The organism is Brumimicrobium mesophilum (assembly GCF_003025005.1).
Classification (GTDB): domain Bacteria; phylum Bacteroidota; class Bacteroidia; order Flavobacteriales_D; family Crocinitomicaceae; genus Brumimicrobium; species Brumimicrobium mesophilum.
In genome coordinates, this window is sequence record NZ_PVSS01000005.1 from 51,776 (window position 1) to 75,973 (window position 24,198).

The 24,198-nt window shown below is 33.5% G+C and carries 28 protein-coding genes and 1 tRNA gene; 9 read left to right on the forward strand and 20 right to left on the reverse strand.

The window, feature by feature from the left end:
* Positions 1–11: 11 nt before the first annotated feature.
* The 8 genes from C6368_RS06240 to C6368_RS17620 form a co-directional block, all read right to left on the reverse strand.
* On the reverse strand, positions 12–1,388 hold the full coding sequence (locus C6368_RS06240) for a PD40 domain-containing protein (protein WP_107038334.1): 1,377 nt from the start codon (positions 1,386–1,388) through the stop codon (positions 12–14).
* A gap of 130 nt (positions 1,389–1,518) precedes the next feature.
* Positions 1,519–2,415: an EI24 domain-containing protein gene (locus C6368_RS06245; protein WP_107038335.1), complete on the reverse strand. Its 897-nt coding sequence runs from the start codon at positions 2,413–2,415 to the stop codon at positions 1,519–1,521.
* 294 nt (positions 2,416–2,709) lie between these two features.
* On the reverse strand, positions 2,710–3,234 hold the full coding sequence (locus tag C6368_RS06250) for a hypothetical protein (RefSeq protein WP_159038470.1): 525 nt from the start codon (positions 3,232–3,234) through the stop codon (positions 2,710–2,712).
* 3 nt (positions 3,235–3,237) lie between these two features.
* Positions 3,238–3,864: a hypothetical protein gene (locus C6368_RS06255; protein WP_107038337.1), complete on the reverse strand. Its 627-nt coding sequence runs from the start codon at positions 3,862–3,864 to the stop codon at positions 3,238–3,240.
* A 161-nt stretch (positions 3,865–4,025) separates the two neighbouring features.
* Positions 4,026–4,547, reverse strand: a complete 522-nt coding sequence (locus C6368_RS06260; protein ID WP_107038338.1) for a hypothetical protein — start codon at positions 4,545–4,547, stop codon at positions 4,026–4,028.
* Positions 4,547–5,260, reverse strand: coding sequence for a transthyretin-like family protein (locus C6368_RS06265; RefSeq protein WP_107038339.1), 714 nt, complete (start codon positions 5,258–5,260; stop codon positions 4,547–4,549). The genes C6368_RS06260 and C6368_RS06265 overlap by 1 nt, the downstream gene beginning before the upstream one ends.
* A gap of 3 nt (positions 5,261–5,263) precedes the next feature.
* A complete protein-coding gene (locus C6368_RS06270) occupies positions 5,264–5,971 on the reverse strand; it encodes a hypothetical protein (RefSeq protein ID WP_159038471.1) in 708 nt (235 codons plus the stop codon).
* Positions 5,941–6,150, reverse strand: a complete 210-nt coding sequence (locus C6368_RS17620) for a T9SS type A sorting domain-containing protein (protein ID WP_107038341.1) — start codon at positions 6,148–6,150, stop codon at positions 5,941–5,943. Before C6368_RS17620 ends, C6368_RS06270 begins: the two co-directional genes overlap by 31 nt.
* Before the next feature lie 217 nt (positions 6,151–6,367).
* On the opposite strand from C6368_RS17620, the gene purB reads away from it, so the two are divergent.
* The 4 genes from purB (at position 6,368) to C6368_RS06295 (ending at position 12,212) form a co-directional block, all read left to right on the forward strand.
* Positions 6,368–7,711, forward strand: coding sequence for an adenylosuccinate lyase (gene purB / locus C6368_RS06280; protein WP_107038342.1), 1,344 nt, complete (start codon positions 6,368–6,370; stop codon positions 7,709–7,711).
* Between the two features lie 403 nt (positions 7,712–8,114).
* Entirely contained in the window at positions 8,115–9,731 is a 1,617-nt protein-coding gene (locus C6368_RS06285) for a hypothetical protein (protein ID WP_107038343.1), read from the forward strand.
* Between the two features lie 483 nt (positions 9,732–10,214).
* Positions 10,215–10,991, forward strand: coding sequence for a hypothetical protein (locus C6368_RS06290; RefSeq protein WP_107038344.1), 777 nt, complete (start codon positions 10,215–10,217; stop codon positions 10,989–10,991).
* A gap of 6 nt (positions 10,992–10,997) precedes the next feature.
* Positions 10,998–12,212 carry a 3-deoxy-D-manno-octulosonic acid transferase gene (locus C6368_RS06295; RefSeq protein ID WP_107038345.1) on the forward strand — a complete coding sequence of 405 codons (1,215 nt, stop codon included), beginning with the start codon at positions 10,998–11,000 and terminating at the stop codon, positions 12,210–12,212.
* A gap of 372 nt (positions 12,213–12,584) precedes the next feature.
* Here the strand turns inward: C6368_RS06295 and C6368_RS06300 are convergent, their stop codons facing one another.
* The 4 genes from C6368_RS06300 to C6368_RS06315 form a co-directional block, all read right to left on the reverse strand.
* Positions 12,585–13,316, reverse strand: coding sequence for a Bax inhibitor-1/YccA family protein (locus tag C6368_RS06300; RefSeq protein WP_107038346.1), 732 nt, complete (start codon positions 13,314–13,316; stop codon positions 12,585–12,587).
* Between the two features lie 113 nt (positions 13,317–13,429).
* Complete coding sequence (locus C6368_RS06305; RefSeq protein ID WP_107038347.1) at positions 13,430–13,822, reverse strand: RNA-binding S4 domain-containing protein; 393 nt, start codon at positions 13,820–13,822, stop codon at positions 13,430–13,432.
* Positions 13,819–14,175 (reverse strand): MmcQ/YjbR family DNA-binding protein, encoded by a 357-nt coding sequence (locus C6368_RS06310; RefSeq protein ID WP_107038348.1) that lies wholly within the window; start codon positions 14,173–14,175, stop codon positions 13,819–13,821. Before C6368_RS06310 ends, C6368_RS06305 begins: the two co-directional genes overlap by 4 nt.
* A gap of 10 nt (positions 14,176–14,185) precedes the next feature.
* Complete coding sequence (locus C6368_RS06315; RefSeq protein WP_107038349.1) at positions 14,186–15,283, reverse strand: fatty acid desaturase family protein; 1,098 nt, start codon at positions 15,281–15,283, stop codon at positions 14,186–14,188.
* Positions 15,284–15,705: 422 nt separating this feature from the next.
* Between C6368_RS06315 and C6368_RS06320 the strand changes: the two genes are divergently transcribed.
* From C6368_RS06320 to C6368_RS06340, 5 genes are all read left to right on the forward strand, one after another.
* Entirely contained in the window at positions 15,706–16,752 is a 1,047-nt protein-coding gene (locus tag C6368_RS06320) for an Mrp/NBP35 family ATP-binding protein (RefSeq protein ID WP_107038514.1), read from the forward strand.
* A 9-nt stretch (positions 16,753–16,761) separates the two neighbouring features.
* The gene (locus C6368_RS06325; RefSeq protein ID WP_107038350.1) at positions 16,762–17,028 is read left to right on the forward strand and encodes a NifU family protein; all 267 of its coding nucleotides are present in this window, start codon (positions 16,762–16,764) and stop codon (positions 17,026–17,028) included.
* A gap of 19 nt (positions 17,029–17,047) precedes the next feature.
* Positions 17,048–17,380 (forward strand): diacylglycerol kinase family protein, encoded by a 333-nt coding sequence (locus C6368_RS06330; protein WP_107038351.1) that lies wholly within the window; start codon positions 17,048–17,050, stop codon positions 17,378–17,380.
* Positions 17,381–17,492: 112 nt separating this feature from the next.
* Positions 17,493–18,335 carry a universal stress protein gene (locus tag C6368_RS06335; protein ID WP_107038352.1) on the forward strand — a complete coding sequence of 281 codons (843 nt, stop codon included), beginning with the start codon at positions 17,493–17,495 and terminating at the stop codon, positions 18,333–18,335.
* A gap of 185 nt (positions 18,336–18,520) precedes the next feature.
* Positions 18,521–18,594 (forward strand) — tRNA-Asn (locus tag C6368_RS06340).
* Between the two features lie 294 nt (positions 18,595–18,888).
* Here the strand turns inward: C6368_RS06340 and C6368_RS06345 are convergent.
* The 8 genes from C6368_RS06345 to C6368_RS06380 form a co-directional block, all read right to left on the reverse strand.
* Positions 18,889–19,590, reverse strand: a complete 702-nt coding sequence (locus C6368_RS06345; protein ID WP_107038353.1) for a hypothetical protein — start codon at positions 19,588–19,590, stop codon at positions 18,889–18,891.
* Positions 19,591–19,902: 312 nt separating this feature from the next.
* Positions 19,903–20,391 carry a hypothetical protein gene (locus tag C6368_RS06350; RefSeq protein WP_107038354.1) on the reverse strand — a complete coding sequence of 163 codons (489 nt, stop codon included), beginning with the start codon at positions 20,389–20,391 and terminating at the stop codon, positions 19,903–19,905.
* Positions 20,388–20,558: a hypothetical protein gene (locus tag C6368_RS17265; RefSeq protein WP_159038472.1), complete on the reverse strand. Its 171-nt coding sequence runs from the start codon at positions 20,556–20,558 to the stop codon at positions 20,388–20,390. The genes C6368_RS06350 and C6368_RS17265 overlap by 4 nt, the downstream gene beginning before the upstream one ends.
* 601 nt (positions 20,559–21,159) lie before the next feature.
* Entirely contained in the window at positions 21,160–21,708 is a 549-nt protein-coding gene (locus C6368_RS06360) for a hypothetical protein (protein WP_107038356.1), read from the reverse strand.
* On the reverse strand, positions 21,695–21,955 hold the full coding sequence (locus C6368_RS06365; RefSeq protein WP_159038473.1) for a hypothetical protein: 261 nt from the start codon (positions 21,953–21,955) through the stop codon (positions 21,695–21,697). The genes C6368_RS06360 and C6368_RS06365 overlap by 14 nt, the downstream gene beginning before the upstream one ends.
* Positions 21,933–22,673, reverse strand: a complete 741-nt coding sequence (locus C6368_RS06370) for an RHS repeat-associated core domain-containing protein (protein WP_107038358.1) — start codon at positions 22,671–22,673, stop codon at positions 21,933–21,935. The genes C6368_RS06365 and C6368_RS06370 overlap by 23 nt, the downstream gene beginning before the upstream one ends.
* Before the next feature lie 46 nt (positions 22,674–22,719).
* Complete coding sequence (locus C6368_RS06375) at positions 22,720–23,661, reverse strand: hypothetical protein (protein ID WP_107038359.1); 942 nt, start codon at positions 23,659–23,661, stop codon at positions 22,720–22,722.
* A gap of 88 nt (positions 23,662–23,749) precedes the next feature.
* A complete protein-coding gene (locus tag C6368_RS06380) occupies positions 23,750–24,196 on the reverse strand; it encodes a GatB/YqeY domain-containing protein (RefSeq protein WP_107038360.1) in 447 nt (148 codons plus the stop codon).
* Positions 24,197–24,198 lie beyond the last annotated feature (2 nt).

Below are 24,198 nucleotides of genomic sequence, written 5' to 3' on the forward strand. Positions count from 1 at the left end.
GAATGTTTCAATTATTTAGTTGAGATTTTCCAATCTTTCAACATCAATTCAAAAATATCCATACTAGATTTATTTCCTTGAATTCTATAGGTTGAAACAACTGCTTTGTTCAACTTATCGTAAAATTTAAAGAAAATATCATTATTTACGGTATTGAACTCTGGACCTAAATTGATTGGTTTAGACCAAACGATTCCATTGTTTTCCGAAACATAAACATCATAACCTCCCATTCCTGTATATCCATCAGAAGAGAAGAACAAGAATCTACCATCTGAGGTTACAAATGGTGTTGTTTCATTCCCTGTTGTATTTAAAGTCATGGGCAATTTCTTGGCAGGACCCCAACTTTTTCCATTTCTGTAAGAAACATAAATATCTGATTTGGATTTCTCTCCATCTCTATCACTCACAAAATACATGGTATTCCCATCCCCGGTAATTGTTGGTGCTCCATCAAAATAAGAAGTGTTAATTGAACTATTTTGAATAGGCTTCGGAGTGCTCCATTTTCCTTCTTTAGTTCTTTTTGAAATCATGATATCAGAACCTCTGGTTTGATTCCTAATATCTGCCACAGATGTATTCACTGTGAGGTAAACTTCTTCTCCATCAGCTGAAATATCATTAACAGCATCAAATCCTTCTGTGTTTAATCGGTCAATTTCATTGCTGGCTTTTCCCCAATCGTTATCCGCTTCGTTCCATTTGGTGTAATAAACATCTTCAAAATAGCGCTGATCGTTTGGGTTTACTCCTGCTCCTTTTGTATCTGGTCTTCTAGAAACGAAAAACGCTTCTTTTCCATCTTGAGAAATCACAAAATTATAATCATCATAACCTGAATTGATTTGAGCATTCAATAATATTTTTTCATACTTTAAATCAATTTTGGAAACAGAATCAGCAAACTTCACTTCATCCATTAAATGTTGAATTTCGTAAATTTTCTTTTTTGAACTAGAAAGTAATTCGTTTACTCTTTCATATTTCAATTTTGCGCTGTCCAATTTATTTTCGCGGTGATAAGCCCTCCCCATAAGGTAAAGTAAGTCTACGTTTTCTTCGCTATTTAGTTGTTCTGCAATTCTAGCATATTGCAAGGCATAACCGAAATTATCCATCTTGTAATGTGCTTCACCTATCCAATAGACAGCTTTTTCATTGAATTGATCTCTAACATAAGCCTCACGGAAGCTTCTTAAAGCATCTCTTGTTCTTCCCAATTCAAAATCTTTTTTACCTTCTTCTACAAAAAGTTTGGAAGCGGTGCGGTCAATCAAAGACGATGTGGAATCTGGTGGAGCAATGGATTGATGAATTTCCGATGAATTAGCATTTGAAATAAATACTGATGAAAGAAAAACAAGAGTGAAAAATAATTTCATAGGCTTTATGCATTATAAATGTTTACTGAATTTGAGTAAACTATATATTTGAATTGGTACTAAATTAGAATTCAAAAGTAAAGAAATGTAAGCAAAGAATATCTCTTTAGCTGTCCAATATTTCACAAATCTACTCATCTGTTTCATAATCAACAAATTCAAATTCATCTTCCTCCTTTTCTGCAAATTCATTATTGCTTAAATCTACTAAATCATGCATTGCTATTGTAGCTGCTACTATTGTGAATATTGGAGCAATAGAAGCAAGCATCCACAGCAGAAATTGGAAGAGACTTGCGCCCAAAGTTTCGAAAGGATGATCTAAAAAACCTTCGTAATCTACCATTTTACCTAAATCTACTGGAACTAGGATGAAAATGGAATAAATACTTCCGATGGCAATGGCCAAACCTCGGTGATTTCTGATAAAATGGATACTCTGGTCAATGTCCAATCTTCTTCTTTCATTAATATAATCGATAAAACTAAAGCCATAGTAGAAGAAACCGATTGCAAAAGTGAGGTAGAAAAATGGGGACTGATGCACTTCATCCCAACCCAAAGCGGAAACAATAAGAATGAGCAGAAAAAAGACATATTCCCACATTACGTTTCTCATGGCAATGCGCAAACCCCTTTTCACATCATGCAAAGTTTGTTTCATGGAAAAAGGATATTTATTGGTCGTTAATTTTTTTTCTACCACCTGAGAAATTATAGAAATCAATGGAGAAAGTAAAACGACAACGATATATTTTGCAAATTTCATTAAGATGAGTCCAATAGAAATGCTGAGCAACATTTTAAGAAGAAACCAAATTGTTTCATTCATATTGGTGCATTCCAAACAACCTTGTTCCTCCGACCAACCTGCTTGCCAAGCTGCGAATCGACTTCCCACATAATAAATCAACAACATCAGCAAAGCAGGAATTGGCATGTACCAATACAATTTATGTGTTTTGATAAAACCAATGGCTTTCCAATAACTTCGGAGTCCCAATGTGAAATGTTTGAAGAATTTCATTAATGATTTTGAATTATGTGGCAAAGGTAGGAAGGATAAATTTTATGAAGTCGTTTTGAACTTGATAAAATTTACTAAGAAAATTACGTTTGTAGGAAAGTTTCTTTTCAGGTTAGGATAGTTTGGACATAATACAATTATAAGCAAGTTTTTTCGCTTGTAAATATTTCACAGATTACTTTTCGGCTACTCTATAGAATGTGAAAGTTGCACATTGGATATTCATTTTAATGAGACCATGCAGGAGAAAAAAAGAAAAAGTGATTAAAAAGCAATTATTTCAACAGTGAAAATTCAAAAATTATACAAAACACCTAAGCCTGGTGAAATGAAATTTCGGTTTTCAGTAAATATCTCTTCCTTAAGGTGGTGTCCTAAACCTAGCTGAGCTTGTATTGTACAGCTTCTACCCAAATTAAAACTAGCACCAACTCCCAAACCACCAATAATATTAAAAATGTCAAAACCTGTATTTGATCCAATGATGATGCTAGTATTTATTCCTAGGTAACCATAAAGGTTGACTTTTTCTCGATTGAAAAAGTATTGATGAATGGCAAAACCAGCAAATTGAGCGTAAAAACCATCAGAAACAGCAGGAATTGTACTCACCTGCAAACCGAAATTATTAGTAGGATTACGAAAACGATAAGATAATCCCAAACCACAATCAATGCTGGCTAAAAGTCCTATGGAATGAATGTTTTTTTCTTCATGAGGTATTTCAATTGTCAATGAGTCTTGTGACTTCACATCTTCAATTGTTAACATTGCAGTTGATAGGAGTAGGAATAGATATTTAATTGTTTGGAGTGTCATTCTTTAATAGTTAATCTCATACTCCTTTTGCTCTCCCTCTTGCAAATAAATTGTATCGTAAAATATTTCTGTAATTCCTGATCGGGTGACTTCCCATTTGTAATATTGTTCCCCCATAGGAACTTCCGAATATCCGTTTGATTCCCAAAAAGCGCACCCATCATGTCCCCAAGGTTGACTGAAATCAAAGTTCCCTACTTGATTACCTTGGAACAGTACCATTTCATCACCTGGCCCTTGACAATTGACGTTATCAATTTTAAGTTTAATATATCCACATTCTGCATATACAAAATCAACCATATTACTCTTCTCATGCTCCAAATAGTGCTGAACAAGACCACCATAGCATATATTATCAGGCTCACTTACACCTAGAACATACTTTCTATTGTTTTTCATTTTCAAATTAAAGGAAGCTTTTCCGTTCTCATCTAAAAATCCCGATGCTACAATTTTAGATTTTGTTTCTTGAATAGGTGTCCAAGACTCTGCAACTGCATATTCTTGTCCTGCATAGGCTGTGCCGTCACCGGTGATGTAATCTTGGGCTTGGATAACTACGGATGTCTCTTTTTTGCATGAAGTTGCGAAGAAAAGTATTAAAGTGATATATATTAAATGTTTCATTTAGTATTCAATAACATACGTGGTTGTATCGTTTTCATCAACTGTAAAATAATCAATTCCTGTGGTTGTGCCACTTGTTCTTTTGACTTCCCATTCAACCGTATAATTGCCAACTGGTCTTTGATTATATATATAGATACCTGAATAATCTTGACAACCTCCTATATAAACTCCTTGAGCCCATTCTCCGTTATATAAAAACCCCTTATATATATATATATATATATATATGGATTTGATGAAACGTAATATTTATACCTAAACTCGTCATTAGCATCTTCACAATTTACATTATTGCTTTTAATATCCAAATAACCACAAGTTAAATAATCAAAATCAACCAAATTATTCTTTTCATGATCCAAATAATGCTGCACAAGCCCACCATAACAAATATTATCAGGCTCACTTACTCCCAAAACATACTTTCTGTTATTCTTCATTTTCAAATTAAACGAAGCTTTTCCGTTCTCATCTAAAAATCCTGTGGCTACAATTTTAGATTTCGTTTCAAAAAAAGGAGTCCACGATTCTGAAACTGCGTTTTCTTGCCCTGCATAGGCTGTGCCATCGCCGGTTAAGTCTTGCGCTTGGATAACTACGGATGTTTCTTTTTTGCAGCCTGCTAGTAGCAGAGCCACGAGAAATAGGATCAATACATAATTAACTTTCTTGTGTGCCATTAGTAGTAGAGTTTAACAGTGTCAATTTGTCCTGAACCAACATAAAACGTTTTGTGAATAACTTCATTATTACCATTTCTTACAACCTCCAATTCGTATAAAATACTATCAGATGGAATAATAATTTTAGAAGAAGTATTATCATAACAACCCTCCAAGTATTTAAAGCCATTGTGATTTATATTAGGAATCCAAGCACTATAGTTATTGACTCCGTTTCCCGTAAAAACAAATTTTCTTCGAAATCTCATTCTATCATTACTCCCCTGACAATTTATATTTTTAGTATGCTGCACATATTCCACAATATGCACAATTTCATATCTTATGATATTCTCTTCATCCTTTTTAACACTTTCGTCAGATGGAGAAGGCTGTTTTAATACCGAGTAGTCAAAGCCATTATGCCCAAGCGAGCCTTCATTAATTTCTGGTTCATACCAATAACCTGATGTCAGATTTGCTTTAAAACTAAACTCGGCTATCCCCACTTGATTGGTTTTGCCCTCAAAAAGCAAATTATACTCAATCCCATTATTTTTCTTTTTTGCTTCATATAGGCGAACCAACATATTTGTATAGGGTTCATTAGTTACGGGGTTTATAACCTCCCATATTACCGTAGTATACTCCTTCGATTTTTTCTTGCAGCCTGTAAAAAGCAGAAATGCAAGAAATAGAATTAATACATAATTAATTTTCTTGTGTGCCATTGGTTAATAATATAACTTCATAGTATCAACAACATTTGGTCGATTATGAAATTTCAGCTTGATTAATTCAATACTATTGTTTTTTGTCACTTCAAGCTCATAAATAATAGAATCTGATGGATTTACCAAAACATTAGAACTACTCTCATAACAGCCTTCATAATATCCTGAAGTTAATGTTGGACTTGGAGACCAATTAGAAAATCCATCATAAGGCCTTGTATAAATCTGGTTAACCCTGTATCGCATTTTATCACTCGCATTCTGGCAATCCACATTTTTAATATGAATTATAAACTCTCCATAAGGCATTATCTCATATCTTATGATATTCTCTTCATCCTTTTTAACACTTTCATCGGAAGGTGAAGGTTGTTTAATTACTGAATAGTCAATTCCGTTAACCCCGAGTGAACCTTCGTTAATTTCTGGCTTATACCAATAGCCTGATGTTAAGTTGGCTTTAAAACTAAACTCGGCTATTCCCACTTGATTGGTTTTGCCTTCAAAAATGACTTTATACTCTATTCCATTATTTTTCTTTTTTGCTTCATACAGACGAACCAACATATTGGTATAGGGTTCATTAGTTACGGGATTCACAACCTCCCATATTACCGTTGTATAATCCTTTGATTTTTTCTTACAACCTATAAATAGCATAGTTGCAAGAAATAGGATTAATACATAATTAATTTTCGTGTGTGCCATTGGTTTTTAGTTTTAATTTTTAGGATATATACTCCATCATTCTCTAAGAACTCTATGGTGAAACTATTTGCGGATGGATTGTGATAAAGCTTTAATTTGTCTTGTAATGTGTGTATGTCATCCTTTTCATAACGAAACTTCTGAGAGGAAATATAATATGGCAGACAATGTATTGACATAGTGTAGTATTTTTGAATCAAAAGTTAAGGAAAATTAACCCAAATATTTCAAATCCCAAGATTTTCAACTTAGAATTGTAATTACTAAATATAGGTAAACATCAATTAATTCAAAAATCCTCATTGAAAACCTTTGTTATCGAATCGAAACAATTACTATTCACTCTAAATTTGTATCTTTGCATTTTTAAATATTGAATATTTTAATAATAGCGCAATGGAATTGAATACACTCACTGCAATTTCTCCAATTGATGGGAGATACCGTAAAAAAGTTGAAGAATTAAGTCCTTACTTTTCTGAGTTTGGATTGATAAAATACCGTGTTTTGGTAGAAATCGAATATTTTATCGCAATGGTAAATTCTGGAGTTGCTCCATTAGCTGAGTTTCCGAAAGACAAGTTCGAAGATTTGCGTGCTATTTATAAAAATTTCAAGGAGGAAGATGCACACGTTATTAAGAAAACGGAAAGAACAACCAACCATGATGTCAAAGCCGTTGAGTATTTCGTAAAAGAAAAGTTTGAGGGACTTGGTTTAGAAAAATATTTGGAGTTTGTTCATTTTGGTTTGACATCTCAAGACATTAACAACACTGCAGTTCCTTTATCAATGAAAGACGCAGTGGAAAATGTTTATCTTCCTGCGCTGAACGAGGTATTGGACATGTTGGCAAATTACGCTAAAGAATGGGCTGATATTCCAATGTTGGCAAAAACACATGGTCAGCCGGCTTCTCCTACTCGCTTAGGAAAAGAAATTTTGGTTTTCCATGAAAGACTTTCAATTCAAATTGCACAATTAAAAGCAGTTCCTTACTCAGCTAAGTTTGGTGGAGCAACAGGAAACTTAAACGCACATCATGTAGCATTTCCAAACGATGATTGGAAATCATTTGCAAACCATTTTGTGAGTGAACATTTAGGATTATCAAGAAGTCAAACTACAACACAAATTGAGCACTACGATAATTTAGCATCACTTTTCGATGCAATGAAACGCATCAACAACATTTTGATTGATTTAGACAGAGATATGTGGACTTACATTTCAATGGATTATTTCAAGCAAAAATTGAAAGAAGGAGAAGTTGGATCGAGTGCAATGCCACATAAAGTAAATCCAATTGATTTTGAAAATTCAGAAGGAAACTTAGGGATTTCAACTGCAATTTTGGAGCATTTGGCAAGTAAATTACCGATTTCTAGATTACAACGAGATTTAACAGATTCTACGGTATTGAGAAATGTTGGAGTTCCATTGAGTCATGCACTAATCGGATTCAAATCTACATTTGCTGGACTTGGAAAACTATTGATTAACGAAGCTGCAATTGATGCAGATTTGGAAAACAATTGGGCAGTTGTTGCAGAAGCAATTCAAACAATTTTAAGAAGAGAAGGTTTCCCAAAACCTTACGAAGCTTTGAAAGGATTGACACGTAAGAATGAGAAAGTAACTAAAGATACTGTTCATGCTTTTGTTGATACCTTGGATGTTTCGGATGAAATTAAGAATGAGTTGAAGGTTATTACACCTCAGAATTATACTGGAATATAGTTTTTTTCAGGTGCTTTCGACAGGCTCAATCACCGAAAAATAGCTTCGTTGACTGAGCCCGTCGAAGGCAACAATTTGAGAGATAAACGCCTTTAATTTAAAACTGCGCAAGCCTTGTCTTTGAAAAAAGACAATCAAAACTGAGAAAGATAAGATTGGGCTTAACCATCAAGAGAAGAAAAGTCTTTTCAGGTGCTTTCGACAAGCTCAATCACCGAAAAACTGCTTCGTTGACTGAGCCCGTCGAAGACAACGAAGCCAATCCAAAACTCAAAAATTTTAGAAAAGTGTCTGAACTAAGTTTGGACACTTTTTCGTTTTCTGTACTAAATCATCGCATAAAGTAATTTGAGAATTGTATATTCGTTAACGAGAATAAAATATAGCATCCTTATAATTGATAATGCAAAATTCATTAAAGTATCTCATCCTAATTTGTCTGCTGAGTTTAGTAGGAAAGTTTTCACTTGGACAAGTGATTGCTGATTTTAAAGATATTTCCATTTTTTTGGGTGATAAACAAAAGTCTAAATCCAACGTAGTGGATTTCATAAGAACTAATTCTGGGGAGTTACTTTGCATTCAAAATGAAAATTCAATATCTGGGATTTTCACCAGGTACAATTCAAAATATAAATTTGGTTTCATAAATGGATATAGCCTTCCGAAAACACAAAGCGTCACATTTTATGGCAACGGGAAAAAATCAAGCTTAACGCATTACACCGTTTTAGGAAACAACATTTTAGGATTGACAGCTCAGTCGAATATGTTAAATAAGGAATCTGAAATATTCTATCATTTCATTAATCCAAATGCGCAGGGAAATTCAAATCATGGCTATTCGCTGCATGAAAATTTCTTTTACAACCAAGAAATTGACATTTCTCAATTAACATTAATGAGTAGCGATGATAAAAAAGCGGCTTCATTGATATACGTAAAAGAATCTCTTCCTAATGATTATTCAAGTATAAAATATTTGAATTTTAAGGATGACACATCCCTCCCTCAAGGAGGTGAATTAATCTATCCATTCGTTACCAAAGATTATGAATTTCTAGATTTTTACACACAAAATGAAAATACTCAATTTATTGTTGCTGGACATTTCATTAATAACCAACCCCGCAACAACTTTATGATTCAAGAACCATTCTTCCATAGTTTATCCATTGGGAAAATAGAAAATCAAGAATTGACTTATGAATTAATTGATGGAAAAGGAAATTTCTTCACTGAGGTTGGCTTATATAAAGATGGAGAAGGAATAATTGTGAGTGGACTATATTCACCATTCGTAGATGGCGATATAACCGGAGTATTTACGATCAAAGTAAATAAGAAAGGAGAATTAATAAACGAGAAATTTTCCGCTTTTTCAGATGACTTGGCAACTTCAATTACAGGATTGAATACTTCTTTTATGGACGATCAATACACGATACGCAATGAATATAAAGGATTTGATATTCTACAGTTTGAACCTGCAGAAGACGGTTACATTGGAATAGCAGAGTTTAATGCTTTGGAATATAGGTACAGCGGCACAGATGTTCCTGGGGCAAGCAACTCAATTGATTCCTACTTTTGGAGTAATGATGTTTTAGTTTTCAAACTTGATACTCTAGGAGAGTTAAAATGGAATGTTTTGACTCCAAAGTACCAAAGATCAATTAACGATGGAGGTTACTATTTGTCTACGACGTATTATATTTCTAATGATAAAGTGCACTTATTTTTCAATGACAATCTTTTGAATTATGATGAATTCGGTAATTATAATAAAAATGGAGACGATCCCTTAGCCACTCAGTTCAGTTCAGGTAAAAACACCATTGGTCATGTGAGTATAAATAAGGAAAATGGAGCGTTCGCGAGAAAAAGTACTATTGGAAAAGAGGAATCCGACTTACTATTTACTCCTCAACTTTCAAGTCAGTTCACTGAAACAAAAAAATTAAAGATCTATGCCAGAAGTGGTAAAAGATACAGGCTTGGAAGTATAAATTTTAGGTAAGCAGAAGGGAATAGGGAGCAGGGAGTCACTACCGTCCAATTAAGATAATGTTTACTCCGAAATCAATGTTTTTGCTTTAAAAAATATTTCATTTATTCAGTTTATTTTATAGATTTTAATGCTCTTCATGAGCTCCCTTCGCTGCGGTTCTTGATAAAAAAACGAAGGTATACATTGGAACAATTCGCTAGAATCCATTTAAAGAAGTAGTTCCACAAATTCTGTAAAGTTTTTATCGGACGCCTGAGAGTAGAGTTTTGAGAGAGAGAGATAAGACAAGTTAAATCTTTGACTATTCCAGATCACAGTTAAATCTATTTAAAAAAAATTATGTTTGGCGATAATACAATAGACTCATTTATATATTAGGTTTAACTATAAATAAGACCAACAAAATAAACCTGTATATGATATTTAAAGATTAGCAGCATTACATACACTTATTACTTCTATCTTTATATTTTTGTAAAACAATTTTATGCTATGATTAATAAAATAATTTTTCTCTCGATAATATTTACATCCACCCTTCTATTTACAGATTTGAATCAAGCTCTTGCGCAAAGAGATGTATCTGAATCTATTGGAACACCTTATATCGGAATTCATTATGGAGGAAATTGGACCGGAGGAGATTTAGCCGATCGTTATGGATTCACAAATTCTTTAGGTTCCCACGCAGGTTATAAAACCAAGAAAAATTGGATATATGGAATCGATGGAAATTTCTTTTTTGGCGACAACATATTAATTGATGGATTAGCCCAAAACTTACAAGACAAAAATGGTCAAGTTTTTAACTCATCAGGATCTCCTGCAACTGTCCTTTTGTTTAATAGAGGTTTCAATATAAACGCATCTGTAAGTAAGATTTTCCCAGTATTAAGTCCAAATCCGAACTCTGGAATTATGTTACAGTTGAGTGCTGGGTATTTATGGCATAAGCTTAGAATTGAATCTCAAGAAGACGAAATACCGCAACTTCAAGGAGACTACTTACAAGGCTATGATCGCTTAACGACAGGGGCAAATACATCTCAATTTATAGGATACAACTTCATGGCCAACAGAGGTATTTTTAACTTTTACGCCGGAATCTATTTCCTTCAAGGATTTACAGTAAACCAAAGGGATGTTTTTTGGGACCATCCAGATGAAAAAGTGAGTAAAGACCTTAGAATTGAAAATATGACTGGTTTCCGATTTGGTTGGTTAATTCCAATTTACAAAAGAGAAACAAAAGACTACTATTTCAATTAAAACCTTATGTTCTATACTCTGGGTATATATTTTTATGGCTTTCTGATGCGTGTTGGAGCTTTGTTTCATACAAAAGCAAAAAAATGGAGAATTGGCCGTAAAAACTTTTGGACAAAAATTCCAGACCTCAGTAAAGAAAATGTGATTTGGTTTCACTGTGCTTCTCTAGGTGAATATGATCAAGGTAAGCCTATCATGGAAGCATGGAAAAAAGAAAATCCTTCCGATTACATATTGGTTACATTTTTTAGTCCTTCAGGATATGAAAACATTAAAGATAAGTCTCTAGGAGATTTCACGTGTTATCTTCCTCTTGATACAAAAAGAAATGCCCGAAAATTCATGAAATACTTTAATCCTTCTAAAGTATTTTTTATTAAATATGAAATTTGGGTTAACCATTTAAAAGCAGCTAAAAGACATGGAGCAAAACTCTATTCAATCAGTGCTTCATTCCGAAAAAATCACCGCTTTTTCAAATGGTATGGTGGAACATTTAGAAAAGCTCTATTTTTATTCGATCATATTTTTGTACAATACAAGTTAAGTAAGGAGCTTTTATCCACTATTGGGATAAACCAAGTTACGGTTTCTGGCGATACAAGATACGATCGTGTTGCCCAAAGAGCAGAAGAAGAAAAAGAAAATTCAACCATTTCTCCCTGGGCAAAGGACGAATCAATTTTTGTAATGGGCAGTTCTTGGCCAACAGATGAAGAAATGATTATTCCTTACATCAATGATTACAAAATTAATACGAAAGTTATCATCGCTCCTCATGAAGTAGACAGAGCACATATTCAGCAAATTGAAAACAGGTTAAAAGTCAACTATCAACTGTATACGAATATCCAAAAAGGAGAAGAATTAAAACAACATACACAAGTGCTTATTTTGGATTGTATTGGAGTATTGGCCGACGCCTATCGCTATGGCAACATTGCATACGTTGGTGGTGGATTCGGAACAGGATTGCACAACATCTTAGAACCAGCAGCATTTGGCTTACCAGTAATCTTTGGTCCAATTCACCACAAATTTCCAGAAGCACAAGCATTCATTGATGCAGGAATTGGTAAGAGCTGCGATGAAAATAAAGCATTTTTTGAAGCTTACTTAGCATTTACAAAGAATAACGATATTCAAAAGGAAGTTAAGCGATTTATTGAAGGTCAGCGTGGAGCCACAAGCATTGTAATGGAGGAATTACAATTACATTAAGGAGTAATTGGGTAAGGCAGTATTGAAGCCAATTATAATACCAAACCCAGGCTACCACGAACTACAAGCTTTCGGCAGCCTGGGTTTGTAGCTCTAAGGAGTTTTGAGAAGGGAATTAAGAGACGAGTTCAAAGGAGCGTCTCTTTAGAATTGAAATTACCATTACTTAACATAATTAGAAATTGACTAAAAAAACAAAACCCTCCAAAAATACTTAGCTAATTGCTATGTAATCTTGGAGGGTTTTGATTAAAAGATACCCTCTTTAAATATAATCTTTTAAATACTATTTTAAACTTCGAGATTTACGTTTAAATCTTTGCAGTAGTGCTTTCAATTGAAACGGAGATAATCAATTCTCTAAAAAATCAATTAATCTCTACCGCCTAACAAATGAAGTAAGGACATAAACAAGTTGATAAACAAAATGTAAAGTGTCAAACCACCCATTAAACTCGCTTTCCCTTTATCTTCTGATGAAATAGAAGTATCCATTGCAATTGCTTTTAGTCTTTGCATTTCCCAAGCTGTAAGTCCTGTGAAAACGAATACTCCAACAATTGAAATCAAATAAGCCAACCATTCGCTATTCATAAACATGTTTACGATAGCCGCGATAAAGATCCCGATAAAAGCCATATATAAAAGACTTCCCATTTTCGATAAATCTACAGAAGTTGTGAATCCAAGTATTGCCATAGCACCGAATGCTCCAGCTGTTACGAAGAAAGTGATTGCGATATCTCCCAAACTGTAATATAAGAAAACCGATGCCAAACTTGCTCCGATTAATGCTGAATAAAGAACAAAAAGTCCTACCAAGGCAGGCAAAGAAAAACTTCTAAGTTTTGCTTGAATTAAGAACACCAAACCTAATGGTGAAAAAGCTACAACATAAAACAACATCTTTGGAGACTGTGTCTCTTGGTTTAAAAACCATTCTGAGAATAATCCAGAACTTGCTAAATACCAAGACACAACACCTGATACTACTAGCGCCATAAACATATAGGTGTATACCGCTGTAAAAAATTCTTTAACCTGAGTTTTAGAAGCAGTTTGATTCATTTGAGAATCCATAGGTGAATCAATGTAATTTTCCATTTTTTCTTATAAATTAATTAAATGCAAATATACTAAATTTCGAGATTATTTTATCAAAGATTATAGCATTCTAAAACACTATTTTATACAAATTTAAGATTTTAAAATTTGTTTTACCAGTCTTCATTGAGGCTATCATCATGTAGGAAATTCCCTAATATTCGACGCTCTTTTTTGGTAGGCTTTCCTGTTCCGTGTCCACGGTATGCACTTTGGGCAGCTTGATATGTCTTATACTTTTCGATTTCTTCGATTGGAGTAATATCTATCAAATGATCTTCAACTAATTTAGCTCCTACTCTATTCTTCAATAACGATTTAACCTTGTAAGTGAAAAGTGAAGTATGTTTTACAATTCCAATAACATCACCTTCCTTAACCTCTCTAGAAGGCTTAATACCTTCACCATTCAGTTTTACTTTTCCTTTTTTAACTAGTTCTGTCGCTATTGAGCGTGTTTTGCATAAGCGGGTAAACCAAATAAATTTATCTATTCGAACACTCATTCACTTAACTCTTTTTGAATTTTCTTTGAAAACGATTGAAAAACGAGGTCATAAGAATGGTCAATTAACTCAAAAATTAATTGCTCTGGAACGTCCTCATTAAAAGAAACCGTATTCCAATGCTTTTTACTCATGTGATAACCTGGAATAATTCCTGAGAAATCGGCTCTAAGTTCTAATGCCCTTTCTGGGTCACACTTCAGATTACAAGCGTTTTTTCTTTCATCCTTTAAACTCAACAAGGCAAACATTTTGTTATTTACTTTAAAAACTAAAGTATATTCATCAAAGGGAAGCGTTTCCTCGACATGTTTCTTTTGAAGGCAATAGTCGCGAAATATTTCCAAATTCATAATGAATATTTTATAGTTCGTCTTGTCTACCCAATTTTTTCAACATCATCGCATGACTCTTAATTGCAGATCCGAAAGTCTTTTCTGAATTATAAGGCAAACCAAACTCTTCAGCAGTTTCACGCACGATTTTAGAAATTTTCTTGTAGTGTACGTGACAGATATTTGGAAATAAATGATGCTCAACTTGGAAATTCAAACCACCAACATACCAAGAAAGGATTTTACTATCTGGCGCAAAATTACAAGTATTAATCAATTGACTAACAGCCCAATCCGCTTTAATATTACCAGTTTCATCTGGCAAAGGATAATTCGATGAAGGAACAACATGAGCAGATTGAAAAATTAATCCTAAAATTACTCCGGTGATAAAATGCATTAAAAGGAATCCAATAACCACTATGTACCATGCAACAGGTGCAAATATTAAAGGAAGAACTAAGAATATTGCATGATAAAGAACTTTGTGCACTACAATTTTAGATAAGATTCTAGAAAAACTAGCTCCTTGTGTTTTTGTCAAACCTAATTTCTTATAGCGAATGGCTTGTTTAAAATCTTTAACCGTACACCATAAAATAGTCATCAAACCATAAAGGAACCAAGCATAATAGTGTTGATATTTATGGAAAGGTTTTCTTTCTTCATGAGGACTGAATCTCAGAACAGAACCTGGATCGATATCTTCATCCATCCCAGAAACGTTTGTATATGTGTGATGCAAAACGTTGTGTTGAATTCTCCACATTGAATCACTACCACCAACCACAGAGATTAGGTCTCCCATGAAATTGTTTACGTATTTGTTCTTAGAATAAGCACCATGGTTTGCATCGTGCATAATTGAAAGTCCGATTCCCGACATTCCTAAAGCCATTAAAATCCACATTACAAAAGACAGCCAAACTGAGTCAACAACTGTTAGAATAAGAATAAATGGAACAAGGTATAGTGCAATCATGAAAATCGATTTAAAAACCATCGATCCATTCCCATATTTGGAAGAATTCGTGTCTTTAAAATGCTTTCTAACTTTTTTTTGTAATGTTTTATAGAAATCTACATTTTTAGTATCTCTCTCAAACTTAATATTTGAATAATCCATATTTTTATTTTAAAAATTGCTTTAGCATAAGCGTGCGGCAAAGGTAAACAAATTAATTCTTTTTAACACAAAAAAACCTCACAGCCCGAGCAATAATGATTATAGTCATGCAACAATAAAGCCATTAATGACAAATACATCTTTATAGCAATTTAAATAGAAGTATCAACACTAACGATTAAAGTTCCTTTTTAGTATCAGGTAAACAAATTAAATACTTGCTAGAAATAATAAACGAACACGATCAGACATCAACAAATCTATTCATCCTCTTTTGGTGCATTCTAGATATTAAACGTTTGGCAGCCCAAAGTGTTTACAAGCAAATTGACTTATGTCACATTTGAATAGAAATGTTTCTTTTTAAACCTGAAAAATAGAATAAAACTCTAATTTTGGGGACCAAATAATGATTTATGGAAATTACAAGAGATAGAGTTTTAGAAGCGTTAGGAAATGTTATAGAACCAGACCTCAAAAAAGATATAGTATCACAAAATTTAGTTGAAGAATTAAAGATTGAGGGAAATAAAATTACATTATCAGTTAATGTTGTTAATCCAGCGATGCATGCTAGAAAAAGAATGCAAGAAGCAATTAGTTTTACTTTAAAGCGAATTTTGGGTGATGATATTGAAGTTGAAACAAGCGTTAAAGGGATGTCTACAGAAGCTAAAGGAGCCCGTAGAAAAGTATTACCTGATGTAAAACACATAGTTGCAATAGCTTCCGGAAAAGGAGGTGTTGGTAAATCCACGGTAACAGCAAATTTAGCTGGTGGATTAGCAAAAGCAGGATATAAAGTTGGTATCGTTGATGCAGACATTTATGGTCCTTCAATGCCAACAATGTTTGATGTTGTTGGAGAACGCCCAAATTCTATAGAAGTAAATGGCGAAACGAAAATGACACCTGTTATTTCCTATGGAATTTCAATTATGTCTATTGGTTTTTTCACTGAACAAGATGATGCTGTAGTTTGGAGAGGTCCAATGGCAGCCAAAGCTTTAACGCAAATGTTCACTGATACCCATTGGGGAGAATTAGATTATTTACTCATTGATTTACCACCTGGAACAGGAGACATCCACCTTTCATTGGTTCAAAACATACCATTAGATGGAGCGATTATCGTTTCAACCCCACAAGAGGTTGCATTAGCAGATGCAAGGAAAGGAGTGAATATGTTTCAATTAGATACAATCAAAGTACCGGTTTTAGGATTAATCGAAAACATGGCTTGGTTTACACCAGAAGAATTACCAGAATATAAATATTACATTTTTGGTAGAGATGGGGTAAAGAATTTAGCCAAAGGAATGAATCAACGTTTCTTAGGCCATATTCCATTGGTTCAAAGTGTTCGTGAGTCGGGAGACATAGGTCGTCCAGCAGTTATGCAACAAAACACAGTTGTTTCTGAGGCTTTTGATGAATTAGTTCGTAATTTTGTAGAGATAACCAAGTAATAAAAAAACATGCCAGAAGCATTTCAAACATTAACAGATACAGTGAATAAAGCGCTTGACCAACTGCGTCCATTTTTGGAGCAAGATGGTGGAAACATGGAATTGGTTGAAATCACCGAAGACAAAGTTGTTCGTGTTAGACTTTTAGGAGCATGCCGCGACTGTTCTATGAGTGCAATGACTATGAAAGCAGGATTAGAAGAAGCAATTAAGAAAGCTGCACCTGAAATCTTGAGAGTTGAAGCTGTTGATCCATCAGAGACTTTCGTGAATTAATTCCTTAAAACAGTAGAACATGTTCGGTTTTAAACATGCGATTCGTGGATTATTTTTGATGATAAAAACCGAACGTAATTTTAAAATCCATGTATTTGCCCTTGTATGTGTTCTTTCGCTCGGATTTCTTTTAGATATAACTACTCAAGATTGGATTTCAATTTTAATGGTAAGCGCGCTGGTAATCTCATTAGAGATCATAAACTCAGCAATTGAAAAAATTTGCAACCTTTACTCTACCGACAAAAACGAAAAAATCAAAAACATAAAAGATATAAGCGCTGGGGCAGTTTTAATGGCTGCCCTTGTTGCTTTTATAGTCGGGGTTTTAGTTTTCTATCCCTATATATGAGTTGCAATGCCAGAAAATGTTTTCAGATAAATATTGAAAAGCTGACATTTTCCCACATCCAGCTTTTTGGATAACTTTTAAACTTTCTTTATCTTGTTAAAAATATCAAGATATGAAAAAGATACTTGTTCCTACAGATTTTTCCGAGTTTGCACTAAATGCCGCTAAAATGGCTGCTAGCATAGCAAAAAAGTTCGATGCTCGAATTTATTTCTTGCATGTTGTTAATATGCCACAATATGAAACAGGAATAATGCCTGGTCAATCAAGCCAAGATATAGCAGAAGGGTTATTTATTCTGAAAAAAGTTAAAATGGATTTTGAAAAACTCGTGAGTCAAGACTTTCTTAAAGGAGTAAATTTTGCCACGGCCATTCAATATGATGGAGTTTACGAATCAGTTGTTAGTCAAGCTAAAAAGCATGAGATAGACTTGATTGTCATGGGTACACATGGTTCTTCAGGATATGTCAATGATTTCTTTATAGGAAGTAATACGGATAAAATTGTTCGGTTGTCTGAAACACCCGTTTTAACAATTAGAGATGAAGTAATCAATCCAAAATTTGACAAGATTGTTTTTGCTAGTGATTTTGGAGAAGGAGTTGGAAATTCATTTAGGCGAATAGCTTCTATTGCTGATCAACTTAAGTCAAATGTTGAACTCGTAAGGATAATTACAAGAGACGATTTTTATTTCTCAGGCCCAATGCTAGATGCGATGGATGTTTTTGCCAAAGAACACGGCTTATCAAACTACAATTGCCATGTTTATGCTGCAGAAAGCGTTCAAATAGGAATCAATGAATTCTCTCAACGCAAAAATGCAGATTTAGTAACTACAATTACACATGGTAGAAGAGGATTAGCACGTCTTTTTAATGGTTCAATTACTAGCGACATCATGAAATCTAGTCCACTTCCAGTATTATCTATCCGTGCGGACAAAAAATAATTATCTGATTACATGGGAGTTGCAAAAAAGATTAAAAAAAAGTGATTTTTTTTGAAATAATTTTTGCTTTAAAAGAAATAAAATCTGTATATTTGCACTCGCAGTTAAGGAAATGATTTTTTTATAAACGAATAAAGAAACCTCAACTAAAGATTTTAACCAGAATATAATTACAAAAAATATATTCCTCCTTAGCTCAGTTGGTTAGAGCATCTGACTGTTAATCAGAGGGTCCAAGGTTCGAGTCCTTGAGGAGGAGCAAAAATCCAGAGCACAATGTGTTCTGGATTTTTTGTTTTATAGAAGTTTACTTATGTGGTGTTGAAAGCCAACCTAGAAACTTTCATCGAAAGTGAATGCACTCGACAACTGTTTTGAATTCTAGCTAATACCAAGTTTAAAAATACAAATATTTTCAAATACCAATAACCACAATTCTATTTCAAACATCTTTTCAAGTAATTATCAAGAGCACTATAGTGTATAGAGACCCAAGGCCACGAGAAGCTGCGCTAAATCTCGCGGCAGCTTGAGGGAGTAACACCTCTATTTCTCAGCCCCCTCTAAAATAATAACAAATCTCTCTACCAATGTGGCGTTTACCTCCTCGATCCGCATCAGTACGTACTACAAGAAAACATATCACAGAGTTTTTAGGTATGGTTTTTAAGAATTCTACTTGCTCTTTGGTTAGTGTATCGTTTAAAATTTCTGGATATTCCTTAAGGATCTTTCCATCATGATCAAAAATAGTTAATTGGTAAGATTCTGTCTTAATCCAAGGCTCAGGTATCGCAAATCCAGCGTACATTATAAAGTATGGTTTTTCTATAAAAGCATTTAAATCGTCAATGATTGTGTCTTTAATGCCACCAAAATATGGCCTAATAGGTGGGTGATACTGAATTTTAAACGGTATAGTATTAACTAAATTATTTTGTACATCTTTAATTTGAAAGTAAACTATGAGGTCTGTAACATCATGATCAAAAAAACGAATAAAAAAATTACAGCTATTATCATTACGCACAATTTTCATCCTATCATTTAGTGAATCAGGAATATTAATAGAGTATTTTTTACAACTGCTGGCTAAAGAGTCGTCAGTTACTATTTTTAAGGTTGGACTTTCAAGTATCATTACCTTAATACTATCCTCAACTACATTTGTACTGATGATATCAACTTGAGAAATAGAATCATTGAATTTTATAATTACTGCAATTAAAACTAAGATTTTCCATTTTATAAACATCACCACATTTTTTAATGATTAGATTTTTGGTCTTTAGGGAGTACATTTTTCCTATATGGCTCATCTTTATGTAATGACACTCTTTTTACTATTCTTTCAATTTGATCTTGAGGAATGAACCAATCAGCTTTATAAAGGTCATCTCCACTACCACGAGATTATTCTCGTGGTCGTCTGAATCCTAATTATTCTTGCAGAAAAATACAAATATCCTCAAAAACCAACAACCGCAATACTATTTCAAATATTTTTTTTACGTAATAATCAAGGGCACTATAGTGTATGGAAACCCAAGGCCACGAGAAGCTGCGCTCAATCTCGCGACAGCTTGGGTGAATACGGCGCTGTCGTTTTAGGAATCTCTTTTTCAATCAAAGAGTATAAAAGTCTACTTCTATAAAGATTACCATCAATAAAAATAGCTCTGCTATAATTTAAACAAATTTCTCTTTTTAAATTATTTGAAATATAAAAATCTAATACCATTCTAATATCCGCTTTTTCTTTTTTCATAATCAGTGATATCTCCACTAATGACAATGCTTTTATAAACTTTTTTATAACAACCTTATTCGTTATAACATATTTTGCATTTCGACCTTCATTGAAGTCTTTCACGTCCTCACAAGATAATGCGGCTTGGGTCTTTAGGTTCCAATCAAGGTAGGAGACAACGATACTATCTATCTCATCATAATAAGTTATTTTTTCAAAATCTTTATTACGTGAGAGCATACTACTACATGATAATGATGCAATAATCACTAGTAGCGCTATTGCTAATAAACTTTTTTTATTCATTCTTTTATTTCAGATTCTGTAGGACCTTCTGTAGAAAATGGTGTTTTTGCTTTATATTTTTCTTTATAAGAATGAGCTTTTCTTTTAGCTCCTCCATTCCCTCCTTCAACCTCCTCAATAATCCATTTATCAGAGGGGCTATGATAATCACCCATCTTCTTCACCATATCATCTTCATATTTAATCCCCCCACTACTGCGAGAATATTCTCGTGGTCGTCTGAATCCTAATTATTCTTGCAGAAAAATACAAATATTCTCAAAAACCAACAAGCGCAATACTATTTCAAATATTTTTTTTACGTAATAATCAAGAGCACTATAGTGTATGGAAACCCAAGGCCACGAGAAGCTTCGCTAAATCTCGCGGCAGCTTGGGTCATTCACAAAAATGTCTCGCTCATTTACAGGATTCGTAAAAATTTGGTTGAACTTATTGTTTTTGTTGATAATAGGGATGAACATGGGTTTTAGTAAGGTTGCCTTTATTAATTCAATTTTATTGCCATTCTCTTAAACCACGTAACATCCTGTTTTTCAATAAACTTCGTTACAACGAAGGGTTCTTTTCGCTTTTATCTCGGGAGTAGCCTCCCCAAGGCCACGAGAAGGCTTCGCTTATTCTCGCGGCATCTTGGGGTGAATATAGGAATATTCATGACCGTAACAAATGGTTTGAAACCTCTAGTATATTGCAGAAGGAACCATGCATAAAAACCAGGGTAATGAGATATTATCCAAGTACCATTGTTAAGGTCTCCAGGGACTATCACACTTTTGACACACTACCAGTTTTTTGAATAAATTTAATTGAGATTTTACTTATTCCAACTTTATCATTATCCAAAGGATAATATATCAACGAAAAATTGTCTTTTCCCTTGGACATATTCAAATTTGTATATTCTAAGCCTTCAAAATTAAACAAATCACATTTTTCAAATATAATTTTCCCTCCTCCTTGAGATAATTTATAATTACAAATAGGTTCCAATTTATCATTCAATAATTTACCTTTCCTAAAGTAAACAGTTAATGAATCTTTGTATTCACTACAATCTACATTATCTTTACTAACACAAATTTCAATAATCTCCCAAGTACTACTCTCAAGAAAACTTTCAATTCTGAGTGTTCCTAATTCTAATTTCAATAATTTCTCTTCTATTAGAATAGAATCACTTTCACCTAATTTTACATCTTGATCCCTTCTGATATTATCATTTGTATTTTGTTTAATATCACTATCATTAAAATCACACGAATGTAAAACACAAATCAGTATAAAATAAATTTTTACAATCTTATTTCTTTTCATAAAACTTGAAATCACTTTTTGATAACGTTAACCCTGTCCTTTCTTTAACTTGTTGTTGAACTTTGTCGAAAGTACCAATTTCTACTTCTCCCTGTCTATAATTTGATTGATAAATAAAATTCCCCGATTCATCCTTTCCTATAATACTAATTGCATGTCCGTCTCCATTCCCATCAGACCAAAAGCCAATTGCTCCTACTTTCTCGTTATTTAACAGACGATAATCATCTTTCAATATGTTTTTCAAAAACTGTCCCTGTCATTATACCTTTCAATCCTAGAGCGTCAGCAAAGCAATTAGAATAAAAATCCAAAGATTCTTCAGAAAGCAAAGTCACAACATCTGAAAAAGACGTCATATATTGAGAATCGTATCCTAAAGATGCTAAAGGAAGTGAAAAAGAGTGTTTATTTCCTTTAGAAGATTTATATTCCAAATCTAAAACTATACCCAATTCCTCTGGATCATCTTTTCCACCACCTCCTATAAAATCTGTTGAAACTGGATATGAAGTATGATTTATTTCTCTTGTTTTATTACCTGGATCTAATACAGTTCTATTTTCTTTATGAGTTTTATGAATGTAAATATTCTTTGATTCTGGGCTCATCTTCGCATATCTCTCGTATCCAACCCCAGTAACTCTATATAACTTGTTAGTGAAGTTTTCATTTTCGTTTAAAAATTTAGGTAAATTGATATAATGAAAATTTTTACACTCAGGAGAGAACTCAGCTTGAGCATAAAGCATTGCGTTATAGGCCAACTTTGGCTCTTCTTTCGCTGGCCCTCCAATCAATCCAGTTGGGTCAACAAAATAAATCGGATTATTATTGAAAGCAACATAAGGACTATACCATGGCTGAATCTTCATCAACGGATCTAACGATTTCCATCTCCCTAACCTCGGGTCATACTGTCTAAACTGGGTAGTATAAGAATTCCCATCCCCTGATACTTCCACGTCTGCCTACATTCCGTTGAACAAGTGACGGTAAGAACCCAAATCATCATAAATTATTCTTACCCTCGTAGTAATCATATTTTCTTAACTCTATTACCTTTATAAATTCAGTTGAGATATATTGAAACAAAACATCATCAACTAACATTGTTTCTTCATCATAGAGAACTTGGTATTGAGAAACATACGTTCCGTTTTTAAACTCTTCCTTCTTTAATAGATTTCCTTTTCTATCGTAACCAAAAACAAATGACCTATCTTGGAATCCATAAATATTTGAACGCACAGTTATACTGTCTATTTCACTTTTATGATTATAGTGGAATTGTGTAATTTTAGAACCTGGCATTCTTTCGAATTTTTCAACTTCTTCCGTTACCAATCCTTTCCTGTTAAATTGAGTAAAAATGTTTTTATATGGTAATCCTTCACTATTATAAACTATTCTTTTCTGTCCATTTGCAAAATCCACATAAGATGACTTTTCAGCAGAGACCGTGAATTTTTCATTCAATTCAAAATCTTCATTGTTATTCACATTAGTGGAAAGACTCCTTCGGTACTCTTCATTTACAACCCTTCCTTTTTCGTCATAATCATATATATAAGCATAATTTCCAAATGCATCAAATAATCTAATTGCGGTAATATTCCCTATGGAATCATAGTCATAAAAAGTTACTAAAGTATCAGCTTCTTTAGTTAACTCCACACTTTCAAGCATCTGTACCAACTGACCTTCTTTATTAAAATTATAGGTTCTAAAATATTCAGTTTCTCTAGGTTTATCGCCTAACTTATAATGAATTTCTGTGCCTGAAATAGATTTTATACCTCTCTCACGAATCACCTCCTCATTGAAAAAAGGTTTATCTGTGAAAAACTCGCCGTGTGTGTTATCAATTAACTGAGCAGATGTTGTGAGGGGGTGAAACCCTATTAAAACAGTAGATAAAAACAATGCTAGTACTATCGAAGGAATTTTCATAATCTATTTATTTATTGCAAAAGACCCCTACTTTGAATAAGCAGAGGTCTTTTATATGATAACCGATTTTATATTAACAAGTAATTGGCTATTTATTTAACTCTTCTTTTACGATCGTAGAAATAAGTTTTCCATCCGCTTTCCCAGCTAAAGAACCAGATAATGGGCCCATCACTTTCCCCATGTCTTGAGGACCAGATGCGCCTGATTTGGCAATAGCTTCTTTCACAAGCACTCTTATTTCATCTTCATTCATCATTTTCGGCATATAGTTTTCGATGATTTTTGCTTCGAACATTTCTGCTTCAGCTAAATCCTCTCTTCCTTGATCAACATAAACTTGATGCGAATCCATACGTTGTTTATGCAATTTTATGATGATTTTATTCTCTTTTGCTTCATCCATTTCTCCTTGCCCAGAAGTAGCTTCATTCAAAAGTTTTGCCTTAATATCACGTAAAGCGCCCAATTTCTCTTTGTCTTTAGCGCGCATTGCGTCTTTGATATCTTGGTTTATTTGTTCTGTTAAAGTCATTT

Excerpts from the sequence above, each read along its gene's own strand:
- C6368_RS06380 (WP_107038360.1), bottom strand. The coding sequence starts at position 24,196 with ATGACTTTAACAGAACAAATAAACCAAGATATCAAAGACGCAATGCGC.
- C6368_RS06305 (WP_107038347.1), bottom strand. The coding sequence starts at position 13,822 with ATGAGTGTTCGAATAGATAAATTTATTTGGTTTACCCGCTTATGCAAA.
- C6368_RS17620 (WP_107038341.1), bottom strand. The coding sequence starts at position 6,150 with ATGTCAATACATTGTCTGCCATATTATATTTCCTCTCAGAAGTTTCGT.
- C6368_RS06350 (WP_107038354.1), bottom strand. The coding sequence starts at position 20,391 with ATGAATAAAAAAAGTTTATTAGCAATAGCGCTACTAGTGATTATTGCA.
- C6368_RS06345 (WP_107038353.1), bottom strand. The coding sequence starts at position 19,590 with ATGTTTATAAAATGGAAAATCTTAGTTTTAATTGCAGTAATTATAAAA.
- C6368_RS06300 (WP_107038346.1), bottom strand. The coding sequence starts at position 13,316 with ATGGAAAATTACATTGATTCACCTATGGATTCTCAAATGAATCAAACT.
- C6368_RS06265 (WP_107038339.1), bottom strand. The coding sequence starts at position 5,260 with ATGGCACACAAGAAAATTAATTATGTATTAATTCTATTTCTTGCATTT.
- C6368_RS06335 (WP_107038352.1), top strand. The coding sequence starts at position 17,493 with ATGAAAAAGATACTTGTTCCTACAGATTTTTCCGAGTTTGCACTAAAT.
- C6368_RS06245 (WP_107038335.1), bottom strand. The coding sequence starts at position 2,415 with ATGAAATTCTTCAAACATTTCACATTGGGACTCCGAAGTTATTGGAAA.
- C6368_RS06270 (WP_159038471.1), bottom strand. The coding sequence starts at position 5,971 with ATGGCACACACGAAAATTAATTATGTATTAATCCTATTTCTTGCAACT.
- C6368_RS06260 (WP_107038338.1), bottom strand. The coding sequence starts at position 4,547 with ATGGCACACAAGAAAGTTAATTATGTATTGATCCTATTTCTCGTGGCT.
- C6368_RS06295 (WP_107038345.1), top strand. The coding sequence starts at position 10,998 with ATGTTCTATACTCTGGGTATATATTTTTATGGCTTTCTGATGCGTGTT.
- C6368_RS06290 (WP_107038344.1), top strand. The coding sequence starts at position 10,215 with ATGATTAATAAAATAATTTTTCTCTCGATAATATTTACATCCACCCTT.
- purB (WP_107038342.1), top strand. The coding sequence starts at position 6,368 with ATGGAATTGAATACACTCACTGCAATTTCTCCAATTGATGGGAGATAC.
- C6368_RS06330 (WP_107038351.1), top strand. The coding sequence starts at position 17,048 with ATGTTCGGTTTTAAACATGCGATTCGTGGATTATTTTTGATGATAAAA.
- C6368_RS06375 (WP_107038359.1), bottom strand. The coding sequence starts at position 23,661 with ATGAAAATTCCTTCGATAGTACTAGCATTGTTTTTATCTACTGTTTTA.
- C6368_RS06285 (WP_107038343.1), top strand. The coding sequence starts at position 8,115 with ATGCAAAATTCATTAAAGTATCTCATCCTAATTTGTCTGCTGAGTTTA.
- C6368_RS06255 (WP_107038337.1), bottom strand. The coding sequence starts at position 3,864 with ATGAAACATTTAATATATATCACTTTAATACTTTTCTTCGCAACTTCA.
- C6368_RS06360 (WP_107038356.1), bottom strand. The coding sequence starts at position 21,708 with ATGAAAAGAAATAAGATTGTAAAAATTTATTTTATACTGATTTGTGTT.
- C6368_RS06325 (WP_107038350.1), top strand. The coding sequence starts at position 16,762 with ATGCCAGAAGCATTTCAAACATTAACAGATACAGTGAATAAAGCGCTT.
- C6368_RS06250 (WP_159038470.1), bottom strand. The coding sequence starts at position 3,234 with ATGACACTCCAAACAATTAAATATCTATTCCTACTCCTATCAACTGCA.
- C6368_RS06310 (WP_107038348.1), bottom strand. The coding sequence starts at position 14,175 with ATGAATTTGGAAATATTTCGCGACTATTGCCTTCAAAAGAAACATGTC.
- C6368_RS06315 (WP_107038349.1), bottom strand. The coding sequence starts at position 15,283 with ATGGATTATTCAAATATTAAGTTTGAGAGAGATACTAAAAATGTAGAT.
- C6368_RS06240 (WP_107038334.1), bottom strand. The coding sequence starts at position 1,388 with ATGAAATTATTTTTCACTCTTGTTTTTCTTTCATCAGTATTTATTTCA.
- C6368_RS17265 (WP_159038472.1), bottom strand. The coding sequence starts at position 20,558 with ATGGTGAAGAAGATGGGTGATTATCATAGCCCCTCTGATAAATGGATT.